This window comes from Waterburya sp. (genome assembly GCF_058530065.1).
The window spans coordinates 13,553-27,921 of sequence record NZ_JBZNBU010000221.1 but is presented as its reverse complement, the minus strand read 5'-3'; the positions used below and the strand labels follow the sequence as shown (position 1 = coordinate 27,921).

Sequence of the window (14,369 nt, the reverse complement as noted above, 5' to 3'; positions counted from 1 at the left end):
GCTTTAGTCAGTTACGAGCGTGCTATTGATTATAAACCCCGCGATTATTGGTCTTGGTATCGTAAAGGAGCAGTACTAGAAGCATTGGGAGACTACGAAGCAGCAATTTATAGCTATACTCAAGCCAATCAAATTCAACCCGATAACTATTGGGGATGGTACGAGTTGGGTTGTATATATTTTACCGAACTGGAAAACTACGAAAAAGCAATTACTTATTTCGAGCGAGCTTTAGTAGCTCATCCCCAAGACTACTGGGCAGTATATCGCATTGCCGAAGCTTGGCGCAGATTGGGTGAATACCCACAGGCAATACAATACTATCAGCGTGCTTTAGAATTACGTTCCCAAGATTTTTGGTCTTTATACCGTTGTGGCGAAGCGCAACAGCAATGGGGCAAAGGTAATTTAGCTTTACAATCTTTCGATCGCGCCCTCAAAATCGAACCCCATGATTATTGGGCTTGGTATCGACGCGCCACTGTTTTAGAACAATTAGATCGATTGGATGCAGCCATCCTGAGTTGCGATCGCGCCCTCGATATAGCTCCAAAATTCCATCTAGCTTACTATCAAAAAGCCTGTTGTTACGCTAAGTTAAGGGAGCGCAATCTGGCAATTATGAATTTAGAGCAAGCGATCGACCTTTATCCTCAAAAGTATTTAGCATTAGCCAAAGAAGAGTCCATCTGGCAAGATTTTCGCCCCAAAATGGGTTTTCAGTTGCTTTTGACCAATAAAAGTCGCCAGCATTATTGCTAGCAATTTTCAATCGATGGTTTGAGCTTCCGAGTTAGAATCATCTAGAGAAAATAGTTTGCCAGCTTCTGATGCTTCGAGGGGGCGACCAAACCAAAAACCCTGCATTTGTTCGCAATTAACTTGACGCAATAAATCTATTTGTTCTTGAGTTTCTACTCCTTCTGCTACAACTCGCAAATTGAAACCTCGACCTAATTCGATTAGAGCAGTTGCGATCGCCAGATCTTGAGAACTTTCCGTTAGTTGTTGTACCAAACAACGGTCTATCTTTAAAGTATCTATAGGAAAATGCTTTAAATATTCCAGGAGGGAAAATCCAGCGGAAAAGTTATCAATAGCTATATATACTCCTAGTTCTTTAAGTTTTTCTAGAGTTGTTTTACTGTGTTCGATATTTTCCAGCAAACTAACAGCATTAATTTCTAGTTCTAATAATTCAGGTGCTAAATTAGTCTCTGTTAATATTTCAGCAATTTTAGCAACCAAGTTTGTTTGTTTGAATTGAACGGAAGATAAACTAATCGTAATTCTGGAGGTGGGTAAACCTTCTTTCTGCCACTTTACATATTGCCTACAAGCTTGACCCATTGCCCATTCTCCAATGGGTATAATCAATTTGGTCGTTTCGGCTGATTTGATAAAATTGTTGGGAGTAACCAAACCAAATTCTGGATGCTGCCAGCGTAATAGGGCTTCTACCGCTTCGGTTTTTCCCGTATTGAGATTAATTTGTGGTTGATAATAAAGTCTAAATTCTTCCTTTTCTAAGGCTTGTTTGAGTAGATTTTCTAATTCTAATGCCACTAGAGCTTGAGAATTCATCGACTCATTATAAAACTGATAACTATCTTTGTTGTTATAAGCTCTTTGTAGGGCTGTATTAGCATTAGCTAATAAAATATCTATTTCCAAACCATCTTGAGGATAAATAGCAACTCCCAAACAACTATTCAAGGTGACATTAGTAGTCCCTAGTTTAAAAGATTGTTCTACAGATTTTTTGATTCGTTGATTAATTTTAGCTACTTCTTCAATACCATTAATTTGAGGCATTAACAAAACATAGCGATCGTCTTGCCAATGAATAATAGAATCTCCTGCTCGAATGCAAGCACTCAATCTTTTGCCCAAAGTTGATAATAATTCCTTACTTTTTTGCTCTCCTAAATTACTTCTGATATCGGGAAGAAAATAGAGTTTGCAGAATATTATGGCTAATAAATTTTCACTCCTTGCTGCATTAGATATTGCTGTCAAAAATTGTTTTCTGAATAGTTCTTGTTCTGACAGACTATGGTTAGATTCTATTTCTAGTTGGCGCTCTGATGAAACTACTATTTCTGTCGAACTATCGAGTGTCAAGCAAATTTTTTCTTGCTCTCCCCCATCAACTAGATTTATCCTAATTTTTGGTTTAACTATTTCACCATTTTGATGGCGTAATAGGCATTCTCCATTAAAGTCAGTTTTTTGAGCAATTATTCTTTGCAAAATAGCAGCAAAACCTTCAGAATTAAGACAAATTTCATAGATATTCATCTGTAATAATTGCTCTTGAGTATATCCGAGTAATTCACTACCAGCAGTATTTACCTCTACTATCTGTTTGGTAGCAGATTCGACAATAATAATTGCTTCTTTGATATATTTAACGACAGTTTGATATAGTTTATTTTTATATTCTAGTTCTCGTTCGAGGGATTTTTGTTGACTGATATCAACTATATAATTTCTAATTACTTTATTGTCGGGTAAGTAGTGAGCGGTTTGCCAAAAAGTCTTATCTCCAATGGTAATTTCTCGATTGATAATATTATCTTCCCCTTGATGGTAGATAGAAATTAAATTATTGAGTAAAGGATGGCTTAATTTACGATGGTGTATATCTTTGAAATGAATAATACCAGCTGAATTAATATAAGTTATGTTGCCATATAAGTCAATTTCAATAATTGGCTGCGGACTTAATTCGGTTATAGAAATTTGTCTGCTAGGATCTGATAGTAAAGATTTATTAGTACTAATAGTTGTCGAACTAGCAGCGGGACTAACAATCGTTTCTTTATTGATTAAAGCACTTTTCTCTAAGAATGGTTGAGATGAATCTGATTGAATTTTCTGAATCTGGGGATCTGGTAAATCATCAGTAATTTTGTAAATCGCCCGAGCATCGCCGCTAAATTGGATTGTATCTCCATCTTTTAGTTCGTGAACTAGAGTTTTTTTGTTATTAATATAAATTCCATTACGACTGCGATTGCCTTGAAGATCGCCATCTAAAACCCAATAGGCAAATTTATTAGTTTTAACATCTGTTCTTCTTAAAAGAGTGGCATGGTTTCGGGAAGTTTTCTGACAAGAAAGAACAATATCGTTACTGGAATGACGACCAATGGAATAAGTAGCAGCATCAAGGTGAATTTCTCTACGAAACGAAGGATCTTCAATTACTAACACGTGATGTATTTTATCTAGGCTATCCATTGTGTTATTTGTATTATGTTCTACGTTAATTTTGTTCTGGGTACTAGTTGAAACGACTTCTAAAGGAAACTCGCAAGCAAAATTGAGAATAAAAGCACTACATAAAAATTAGTTACAATTTTCTATCGCTATAGATTTTAAAAATTATCAACATATTAGTTAAGCATATAGTTCCCGAAAGAAAGAATAAAATATCAAGGAAAACTAAATTATTTGTTATAAATTATCAGCCAAGAATCAACAATCCGCAAATATTAGTAAATTTGCGGTTAGAAGATCTCGATTAGGGGTAATAGGCTAGGGTTGATGAATAGAATTTAATCCATGTTGGCCAGGGTTTGGAGCGCGACGATCGCAGGAATTAATGCAATTAAAGTAGGAGTAGAAGTAGATGTATCGGGAGGATTGCCCAAAATTACCATTGTCGGCTTGCCCGATACCGCAGTTCAAGAATCCCGAGAAAGAGTTAGGGCTGCATTAAAAAATGCAGACTTTACTTTTCCCGTCCGTAAAATTACGATCAATCTCACCCCTGCCGATATCCGTAAGGAAGGTCCTTGTTTCGATTTACCAATTAGCGTGGGTATTTTAGCAGCATCGAAGCAAGTAGATCCTCAATTGCTGGGAGATTATTTATTTTATGGGGAAGTTTCTTTAGACGGAACTTTGAGGTCGGTGTCTGGAGTTTTGCCCATTGCAGCAACGGCAAGAGATATGGGAATTGCAGGTCTAATTTTGCCCGCAGACAACGCCCAGGAAGCAGCAGTCGTTAAAGATCTAAACGTCTACGGTTTCGAGAATTTACAACAAGTCGCAGACTTTCTCAATCGACCCCATGAATATCAATCCGTCATCCCAGAAGAAGAGCCAGAAAATTTAAAATTAACTCAATTTTCCAACTTAAAAGATGTTAAAGGACAAATGCAGGGTCGTAGGGCTTTAGAAATTGCTGCATCAGGAGGTCATAACCTTGTTTTGGTAGGGCCTCCAGGGAGTGGAAAAACTATGTTAGCTCAACGCCTTCCTGGGATCTTACCCCAGCTTTCTTTTGCAGAAGCCTTAGAAGTATCTCAAATTCATTCTGTAGCGGGTTTGCTCAAAGATCGGGGTCGTTTGATTAGAACAAGACCCTTCCGCAGCCCCCATCATTCCGCTTCTGGCCCTTCTTTAGTCGGTGGAGGCAGTTATCCTCGTCCTGGAGAAATATCTCTTGCCCATCATGGAATTTTATTTCTCGACGAACTGACCGAATTTAAGCGCAACGTTTTGGAATATTTGCGCCAGCCCTTAGAAGACGGTTGGGTGACTATTTCTCGTACCCGTCAATCGGTAGTATTTCCCGCTCAGTTTACCTTAGTAGCTAGTACCAATCCTTGTCCTTGTGGCTATTTTGGCGACCCCATCCAAAGTTGTACCTGCTCTCCCAGACAGCGAGAGTCCTACTGGGGTAAACTTTCGGGACCTTTGATGGATCGAATAGATCTGCAAGTAGCAGTCAATCGCCTCAAACCAGAGGAAATGACTAGTCAGTCTTTAGGAGAAGATTCAGAAACAGTACGAAAACGGGTTTCAATTGCGCGTCAAATTGCCGAAAAACGTTTTGCAACGGATAGTAAAATTAGCTGCAATGCTCAAATGCGATCGCAACATCTCAGAGAATATTGTGTTTTGGACGATTCTAGTCGTAATTTATTAGAAGCTGCCATTCGTAAGTTGGGTCTTTCTGCGAGGGCAATGGATCGGGTGTTAAAGGTATCTCGCACCATCGCCGATTTAGCAGGCGATCGCGATTTGCAAACTCATCATTTGGCAGAAGCAATTCAATACCGTACTCTCGACCGAATGCAGTAAGTAATTAGATTGTTGCATCGAAGTCAACTGTATATTTTCCTCTTTATAATTACTTTAATTTATTTCTAAAGTTATGAAGTAGTTGAAAATAATTAAACTACAATCTTCTTTACTTTAACTTGATAAATTTAACCTGTAAATATTACTAGTTTAACTATAGAGAGCAAGGATTATAATGCTTTTTTGGTCAAATAGTAATTATAAAGAATTGATTAATATAGTTGATAAACTTTGATTTGCCTTTGCTATTTAATCTTAGTCTATTAAGCTAGTATCGATACTAAAATTGAAATATTTTTTTCATCTCAAATAAAACTTTCAAGTAAAACTAAAAGTATTTTATTGTAATAACTTTATTCCTATGAATCTACCAAGTAAAATTAATAGTATTATTTTTATCGACTCTCAATTAGACAATTATAAGGATTTAATTGCAGGCGTTAATTCCAATAATAAAGTCATTATTTTAAATTCTATTACTGATGGTATCGAGCAGATTTCTCAAGAATTAAAAACTAAAAAATATCAAGAAATTCATTTGATTGCTCACGGTTCTCCTGGCTGTATTTATTTGGGCAATAGTCAATTAAATTTAAATAATTTACCAGATTATCAATCCTGTTTACATGATTGGTTTCTTTCGTCTGCCAATCTCCCAGTTCCCTCGTCTCCTCGTCTTCTAATTTACGGTTGTAATGTTGCTGCGGGAGATGCTGGGGCAGAATTTATCGAACAACTAAAAGCAATTACAGGAGCAGAAATTGCTGCAACTCAAACCTTAACTGGCAATCCCAATCGAGGCGGTAATTGGCAGCTAGAAACTACAACTACCAAGATGAAACTTGAATTGGCGATCGCAGCCCCCGTTAGAGAAGCTTATCAAGGAGTATTAGCTCAATTTGTGGTAACTACCGCCGATGATGAAGCTGATGGAGATACAGATGGAAACGATCTATCTCTAAGGGAAGCAATTATTGCTGCTAATAATTCTGCGGGAGAAGATACCATAATTTTTGATAGTAGTATTAATCAGATCGATCTGACTTTAGGCACTCTGTCCATTACCGACCAATTAATAATTAATGGTTTGGGTGCAAATTCCTTGACGATTGATGGTGGTAACCAAGATTTTGCTGTAATTACCATCGGCGATGAAAATTCAGCCCCTACTTTTAATGTGACCATCGATAGCGTGACTATCACAGGTGGTAATAATGCCGAATCTGGTGGCGGTATTCGCAATTTAGGAAATTTAACCATCAACAATAGTGTGGTTTCTGGTAACACTTCGGCTAATGATGGTGGCGGTATCTTTAATTTATTCGGTACGATGATTGCCGAAAATACCCTAATTAGCGATAACTCCGCAGAATATGGTGGTGGAGTGAGTAACTATTTTGGTACTAGCACTCTGACTAACAGTACTATTTCGGGTAACACTGCCGTTAATGGTGGTGGCATTTACAACTATGCAGGGGTATCTGCCACTATATACAGTCGCATTGAAGATAACACCGCTCAAACAGGAGGCGGTATCAGTAACTACAGCGGTGTCGTTGCCGTAGTAACCAGCGTTATCTCTGGTAACAGTGCCAGCAGTAATGGCGGTGGCTTATATAACGAAGAAGGTGAAGCCAGTGTCACTCTCAGTTACGTGCGAGACAATGTAGCAGGTGAATTAGGTGGGGGAATTGCCACTCAAAACGCTCAAAGTAGCACCGTTATTACTAGCAGCATTATTTCGGGAAATACGGCTGACTTTGGTGGAGGAGTGAGCAACTATGAGGGTAATGTAACCGTTACAGCTAGTACCCTCTCGACTAACAATGCAAATGTTGAGGGCGGTGGCTTTAGTAACTATTTTGGTACGAGTAATATTACCAACAGTACTATTTCAGGTAACACTGCTGTTGGTGGTGGCGGAGTTAGTAACTTTAACGGTCAAACTACTATTCTCAGCAGCACCATTGCTAATAATTCTGCCAATTATGGTAGTGGTATTATCAACTACTATGCCCAAACGATCTTAGGTAGTACTATTGTTGCCGCTAATAATAATGCTTCCGACCTATCGGGTATATTTTTTAGTAGTGCGGGAAATAATTTAATTGGCGATCGCGGTGATGTAGATACTTTTATCGATGGAGAAAATAACGACCTTGTCGGGACTAGTGAGAATCCCATCGATCCTTTGTTGGGAGAATTACAGGATAATGGGGGTCTAACTCCCACCCAAGCTTTATTGAAAGGAAGTCCCGCGATCGATGCTGGAGTAGACTTTGGTGGTGGTATCGATCAACGAGGAGGGGATTTTATTCGTCCCATAGGTGCAGCTAGCGATATCGGTGCTTTTGAAGTTCAAGATCCTGTAGCTACCGCAGGAGACGATACTCTAATCGGCAGTGCTGTCGATAATGTTATCTCTGCTAGAGAAGGAGACGATCTAATACTTGGTTTAGATGGCTTTGATATCCTTAACGGCGATGAAGGTAACGATATCATTCGGGGTGGTGCTGGAGGCGATCGCATTACGGGTGGTGCTGGGAATGACTTCTTAATTGGCAACAGCGGTGACGATACTATTAACGGTAGCGATGGTAACGATACTATTGCTGGTGGTGTTGGGGAAGATCGAATCAACGGCAACCAAGGAGATGACAGTATTTCTGGCGGTATCGATCGAGATACTTTAATTGGCAATCAAGGTCAAGACACAATTAAGGGCGGTAGTGGCGACGACGTAATTAATGGTAATAAAGACAATGATTTCTTGTCAGGCAATGATGGTAACGACAGTATTTCTGGCGGTTTAGATCGAGATACTTTAATCGGCGGCAATGGTAATGATGTTCTGACTGGAAATGAAGGTCGAGATAGGTTAGTTGGGGGCAATGGCAACGATTTTTTGGATGGTGGATCGGGAAAAGATACTTTAGTTGGGGGTGATGGAGAGGATATCTTCTTCTTATATTCTGATTCGGGTAGAGATATTATTGTTGATTTTACCAACGGAAGCGATCGCTTTAGTCTCGGCGAAGGATTGAGTTTTGGTAGTTTAAGAATCCGCAATAATGCCAGTAACTCCGCCGCAATAATTCGCGACATCAATAGCAAAGATGTCTTAGCTGTTGTCAGAGGAGTCGATGCAGTAGATTTAACTGTTGAAGATTTTATTTAACAGATTAATTAACTTCTGGGAAACAGACTAATTTATTTCCTAGGAGTTAATTAATAGCTGGCTGTCTAAAAGTATGTAAAACATGAAAAAAATGCTCGAAGTCAAAGCTTCTAGGATCGAAACGATTGCCAGAGCGATCGACATCTTTGTGGGTAGTAATGCGACGATCGGGAATATTACTTAAAGCCATTAACCAAGCCAAGGATTTATATTGACTTTCGGTGTAACCACTGTGATAGCTATTACCAGACTTATTACGTCCGTCGGTCGGAGTTTCCAAAGAGATATGATAGGCGAAGTTATTCACAGAAGAAGGTAACCTGGGATTGGTTTGTACTGTTTCGATCCCGCGATCGCTTTTGAATGCCGAATTTCCCGCGCCAAAGGCTCTTTTATCGGAAGGTACGAGATAAATAATAGTTCCATTTAAAGCGATTAAAGCATGGTAGCTTGCTTGCTGGTTGTCGTTACGGTGATGGGTTTTAAAAGTATTAATGGCACTAGTAGCCGAGCCTACGGTTTCGTGCAATACTACCAATGGTTCGTTAGTCAGAACATTACCATTCACATCAGTACTATAGCGATCGCCATAGTTGCTAGGATCGATCGTCGTAGAGAGGTATTTGGGTTTATATTCTTGAAACACTTGGGTAGTTTGATAGCTGTTACTCGCTAGCATAACTCCTGGGCGAATAGAATTAAGGCTGGCTATGGCATAACGAGTTTCGCTCCACTGGTTGAAGAAAAATAGGGCGAGTGCCAAAGCGATCGCGGTTAAGGTAATAATTGTCAGTCTGTACAAACGATGAATTTTGGTTGTCATGGCTGTGGGAAATAGAGACATTAGACTTTTTACAGAAGTCCGATAAATCTTCATTAAGTAAAGGGGAATGGTTAAGAGGATTAATTTTTATTCCTGATTTACTTTTGTAAGAGTCTATTGGCTAGTATTCCCCGATCGCAGTCTATTATTTTATTTTCTAAATTTCTGTCTAATTTTTCCTGTCAGCATTTCTAATTCGGGTAGTTTTAGTTGTACGGTGATTAAGCCAAAGATGATTAAAGCGATCGCACTAGAGATACTTAATTGCACTAGTAGCAAGAAGATATTGTGGTTACCAAGAGTATTTTCTATAGCCTGGCTGACTCCATAGCTAGCTAGCCCAGATAAAATTGTTGCCACAGTCAATCCTGCAATACCATTAGTCCATTGTAATAAAGGTAAGCCATTCAAACGGCGATGTAAGATCCAGATAAAAACTGTCATGGAAATAATATTTACTCCTACAGTTGCCATAATTAAGCCTGGCGCGCCAAAAGCATCGACCAGAAAGTAATCGAGAGTGGCATTGATGAAAATATTAATGATACTAACTTTGAAGGGGGTTTGACCGTCTCCCAGGGCGTAAAATACTCTAATTAAAACATCTCGACTGACATAGAAAAACATTCCAAAACCATAAACTACTAATAAAGAAGCTACGAATTGAGAGTTTTCTGAACTAAATTGTCCCCGTTGGAAGGCTAGCTGGATAATTGGCACAGACAAAGACATAAAAATAGCAGTAAAAGGCAACATACTCAACGCGCCTAAAAATACTCCTTGGCGAATTCTGGTTTTCAATTCTTGCCAGTTTTCGGGGGCTGCCAACCTAGAAAAGACGGGATAAAAAGGAACTAAAATAGCGTTGGAAATAATCCCCAAGGGAGTAATAAAAATAAAGGTGGCATTTTGCAAACCCGCTGCTGCACCTTCAATACCCGAAACAAAAAATTGATCGACATTGAGGTTTACATAAAGCATTCCCGATGAGAGAGTGGCGGGAATCATTATTTTAAAGACATCAATAACTTCAGGAGTTAGTTTAAACCTCAGTTTTAATGTTCCCATGCCCGCCCGCCATTGGACGATCAGTTGCGCCAACCACTGTACCATCGCCCCTATTAGAGTCGCACCCGCTAAAACGATCGCTCCTGTTTGCAAGTATTGAGGCGTATTTAAGCGATCTCCATAACGAATTAAGATGACTCCTACCCCTGTAGCGATCGCAGCACTAGAGAAAAGAGGACTAATACTGGGTAATAGATAACTATCCGCAGCATTGAGAGAGCCAAAACCAATACCAATTAAACCTGCCAACAATGCCATGGGCGACATGATACGTAGTTGTAGGGTAGCTAATTCTTTGACTTGAGGAGATAATTCGGGACCTAAAATATTAATTAAATCTCCTGCAAAGATAATAATAATTAATGTAACTGCAATCAAAATAATACTAACTAAGGTAGAAACTGTCTCCACAATAGGTGCTGCTTCCGACCGATCTTTTTTAGCTAAAACGCTCAATAAAGCATTGTGAAAAGGACCATTAATCCCCCCGATTAGTACGAATAAAAAGCCTGGAATAGTATAAGCATAGGCATAGGCATTTTTGACCGATCCCAGCCCAAAAGCAGCGGAAACTATCAATTCACGGACAAAACCAAATAACTTACTGACTAAGGTTGCGATCGCGACGATTTTGGCGATACTACCCATTGATGGAGATGTTTTTTTATTCGCAGTCACTTTATACAGATATTGGAAAAAGAGTTCGATATATTATACGTTTATAGGCAAAAGCTTATTTTCCTCTAATCCTTAGCATCTCCTCATGAGTCAATTAGAATCTTCCTATCTCCAATTAATCGATAATATTTTAAATAATCCTAGAGAGCAAGAAGTTAATATTCTAAACGCTAACAAAGAATTGATTAATCAAAAGTTTATTGCTTGTTTAATGTCTGTGGGAGAAAACTTGAGAAGAATGGGCAATATTGAAGGGGCAGAGCGTTTAATCAATCTAGCGGGAAATTTACTGCAATTACAAAAAACTAATACTTCTAATATTCGACGTAAAGAGTATTTTGAATTCTTGATGAGTATTTTGCAACAAATATCTAATAAAGTCGAAGTAAATCAGATTTATGGTTTTATTCGTCAAAACCAAGGCAAACTAGACCAAAATACTACTAGAATTTTAAGATATTGGGCAAACGAGACCATCATGTCCGTCGATAGCCAGAAACAAAGAGCGATCGCCAACGATCTGGTTAATTTTGGCAATTTAATGAGTAGTTATCCCGCAGGAGATAAGTCTAACAATATTGAGATTGCTATTGTCTGTTACGAAGCAGCTTTAAAGCCCTACAAGCCAATCAATTTTCCTAAAGATTGGGCGATGATTCAATCTAATCTAGGTAATGCTTATCGCGATCGCATTTTAGGCAATCGTCAAGATAATCTAGAAAAAGCTATTGCTACCTATAATTTGGCTTTAGAAGTATTAACTCAAGAAAAATATCCTTTTTTGTGGGGCAACGTACAACGCAATCTAGGAGTGGCTTATTGTTATAGGGTCAAAGGCGATCGCTCTAAAAATGTCGAACAAGCAATTATTTGTTACAATCGCGCTTTATCCGTCCATTCTCTAGAAAAATATCCCCAAGATTGGGCGGCAAGTCATAATAATTTGGGCGATATCTATCCCAATCGTCTTGAAGGAGATAAAGCAGAAAACATCGAAGTTGCGATCGACCATCTAGAATTAGCTTTAGAAATCTTTACTCTCTCCGATAATCCCCACCGTTGGGCGATGTTGCAAAATAATTTAGGTAATGCTTTTCAGACTCGCATCCAAGGAGATAAAAGCAATAACATCGAGCGAGCAATTTCCCACTATCAAAATGCCCTCTCAATTCATACTTTAGAAAAATTTCCCTACAACTGGGCGATGCTAAATAATAATCTTGGCGGTGCATATCGCCATCGAATTAAAGGAGAAAAAGAAGAAAATAAGCGTCAAGCACTAGCATTTTTAAATAAAGCTTTGTTAGTCTATACCAAAGATAAGTTTCCCCGTCATTGGTCAGAAATTCAGCATAATATTTCTAATATTGTCGGTCGGTAGGAGCGATTCGCGAATCGCCCGTACAATATTTAGTATTTAGCGATCGGCTAGAAATCTAATTTATGGTGTCGGTAAACCTTTCAAATATTGCCAAAATTCAATTAATTGTTCGTTCGTTAATTGCAAGCGAGATCTTGTGCCGTATTTTTGCAAAATATGTTCTATTCCCATATTTTTTGTCCAGCCAAGACGTACTAGTTCCGAATCAATAGCTCGCGTCATTTGAGCGAAATCAAAAGCTTTAGTTTGTGTATTATCGAAATTTTGCATAATTTCTTATTATATTTGGGTTTTTGCCCAAATACATTTTTAAGTAATAAATTTTAGTTCTTGATTTCATTAATCAATTTTGTCACTAAGATCTAGGAAATTAACTAACAAAATTGATTAATGGCAGGAGTAAATCATACTTTCGTAGTTGACATTACCACAATCCTCGGATCTTCGGCATTGGGAGGCTTTATTGCTTATCACTTGCGTCAGCCCGTTTTGCTGGGATATCTAGTCTGTGGCTTAATTCTTGGTCCTTTTGGTTTGGGTCAAATTAGTCAAATCGAAGAAATTAAATCTTTAGCAGAAATTGGCGTTGCTTTTTTACTCTTTGCCTTGGGAGTTGAGTTTTCTTTAGCTGAGTTAAAACGAGTTAAAGATATTGCCATCAAAGGTAGCTTGCTACAAATTACTCTAACTATTACTTTAGTGGCAATATGGACAACGATGCTGGGTTGGGTAGAAACTCCCGTTAAAGGAATATTTATGGGGGCAATTTTATCTTTATCTTCCACTGCGGTAGTGCTAAAAACCCACACGGAAAGGGGGGAAATAAACACCATTCACGGTCAAGTGATGCTAGCAATTTTGATCGCTCAAGATTTGGCTTTAGGATTGATGCTGGCAGTCTTACCCGCTCTCAATCAACCTGAAAATTTGGTATTTGCTCTAATAGCAGCAATTATCAAAGTAGTTATCTTTTTTGCTTGCGCGCTCGCGGCTGGCTATTGGTTGATTCCCCGCATGATGATGACCGTAGGTAAAACCGAGAATAACGAATTATTTTTGCTGACGGTGATTGCTTTATGTTTGGGCATTGCTTTAATCACTGCTAGCTTGGGCTTATCGATCGAAATGGGGGCATTTGTGGCAGGGTTGACTATCTCCGAAATTGATTATGCTGACCGCGCTTTGGCAAAAATGATTCCCTTGCGAGACACTTTTGCTTGCTTGTTTTTTGTCTCCATTGGGATGTTAATCAATCCTGTTACCATCTGGGAAAATTTCGGAGTCATTATTGGTTTGGTTGCTTTGATAACTATTGGTAAAGCTGGTATCGTTTTTCCGATTATTTGGAAATTTGGCTACTCGTTTAAAACCGCAATAATTAGTAGTCTAGGCTTGAATCAAATTGGAGAATTTTCCTTTGTCTTGGCTGTGTTAGGAGAAAGACTGGGTTTTATTACTTCTGAACAATACAATCTTCTGATTGGCACGACAGCAATTACTTTGGTGATAACTCCCATTAGTATGAAACTAGCTCCCGACATCGCCCACAAATTAGCCAATTTTCCCCCAGTTGCCAGCTATCTAGAAAGCAAACAGCAAAACAAACACATCTCGATTCCCGAAACTATCCGCAATCATATTGTTGTAGCTGGTTATGGTAGAGTCGGCAGGGTAATTGTTAAGGTTTTGCGCGATCGTGGTTTTCCTGTTTTAGTCATCGAAAATAGCGAAGCTGCTATTGGACGTTTGCGTCAAGAAGAAATTCCCTATATCTTTGGCGATGCCGATTCAGAATTAGTTTTAAACAAGTGCCATTTAGATCGCGCCCTAGCTTTAGCAATTGCCCTACCCGATCCTGCCAGCACTCGTATGCTGCTCTTGCAAGCCTTGAAAGTCAATCCTAAAATCGATATTGTGGCTCGTTCTCATAGCGATCGCGAAATCGATTTATTAACTAAAATAGGAGCAAATGAAGTAGTACAGCCTGAATTTGAAGCAGCTTTAGAAATGGGCAGACAAATTCTAAGTACTCTAGGGGAAAATGAAACTGAAGTAGGTATAGTGTTACAAGCCATTCGTACCGATCGCTATTTGAGTGTTAGAGATCTTTCCAAGAAAATTAAAGATAATTGAGATAAAACTTT

The 14,369-nt window shown here is 38.7% G+C and carries 9 protein-coding genes; 5 read left to right on the top strand and 4 right to left on the bottom strand.

Annotated elements, in window-relative coordinates:
• On the top strand, window positions 1-762 hold a 762-nt coding region (locus AC33VI_RS13635), incomplete at its 5' end, for a tetratricopeptide repeat protein (protein ID WP_491782816.1).
• Window positions 763-768: 6 nt separating this feature from the next.
• Here AC33VI_RS13635 and AC33VI_RS13630 read toward each other — a convergent pair.
• On the bottom strand, window positions 769-3,246 hold the full coding sequence (locus AC33VI_RS13630; protein WP_491782815.1) for an EAL domain-containing protein: 2,478 nt from the start codon (window positions 3,244-3,246) through the stop codon (window positions 769-771).
• A gap of 324 nt (window positions 3,247-3,570) precedes the next feature.
• On the opposite strand from AC33VI_RS13630, the gene AC33VI_RS13625 reads away from it, so the two are divergent.
• Together AC33VI_RS13625 and AC33VI_RS13620 are read left to right on the top strand one after the other, a co-directional pair.
• Window positions 3,571-5,097 carry a YifB family Mg chelatase-like AAA ATPase gene (locus tag AC33VI_RS13625; protein ID WP_491782814.1) on the top strand — a complete coding sequence of 509 codons (1,527 nt, stop codon included), beginning with the start codon at window positions 3,571-3,573 and terminating at the stop codon, window positions 5,095-5,097.
• Window positions 5,098-5,458: 361 nt separating this feature from the next.
• Entirely contained in the window at window positions 5,459-8,275 is a 2,817-nt protein-coding gene (locus AC33VI_RS13620; RefSeq protein ID WP_491782813.1) for a DUF4347 domain-containing protein, read from the top strand.
• Window positions 8,276-8,321: 46 nt separating this feature from the next.
• Here AC33VI_RS13620 and AC33VI_RS13615 read toward each other — a convergent pair whose 3' ends face one another.
• Entirely contained in the window at window positions 8,322-9,119 is a 798-nt protein-coding gene (locus tag AC33VI_RS13615) for a peptidoglycan recognition protein family protein (RefSeq protein ID WP_491782812.1), read from the bottom strand.
• Between the two features lie 129 nt (window positions 9,120-9,248).
• Window positions 9,249-10,844, bottom strand: a complete 1,596-nt coding sequence (gene murJ, locus AC33VI_RS13610; protein ID WP_491782811.1) for a murein biosynthesis integral membrane protein MurJ — start codon at window positions 10,842-10,844, stop codon at window positions 9,249-9,251.
• An 85-nt stretch (window positions 10,845-10,929) separates the two neighbouring features.
• Here murJ and AC33VI_RS13605 point away from each other — a divergent pair, with 85 nt between their 5' ends.
• Window positions 10,930-12,225, top strand: a complete 1,296-nt coding sequence (locus AC33VI_RS13605; protein WP_491782810.1) for a tetratricopeptide repeat protein — start codon at window positions 10,930-10,932, stop codon at window positions 12,223-12,225.
• 60 nt (window positions 12,226-12,285) lie between these two features.
• Here the strand turns inward: AC33VI_RS13605 and AC33VI_RS13600 are convergent, their stop codons facing one another.
• Window positions 12,286-12,495, bottom strand: a complete 210-nt coding sequence (locus tag AC33VI_RS13600) for a hypothetical protein (protein ID WP_491782809.1) — start codon at window positions 12,493-12,495, stop codon at window positions 12,286-12,288.
• A 120-nt stretch (window positions 12,496-12,615) separates the two neighbouring features.
• Here AC33VI_RS13600 and AC33VI_RS13595 point away from each other — a divergent pair, with 120 nt between their 5' ends.
• Window positions 12,616-14,358, top strand: a complete 1,743-nt coding sequence (locus tag AC33VI_RS13595; RefSeq protein WP_491782808.1) for a cation:proton antiporter — start codon at window positions 12,616-12,618, stop codon at window positions 14,356-14,358.
• Window positions 14,359-14,369 lie beyond the last annotated feature (11 nt).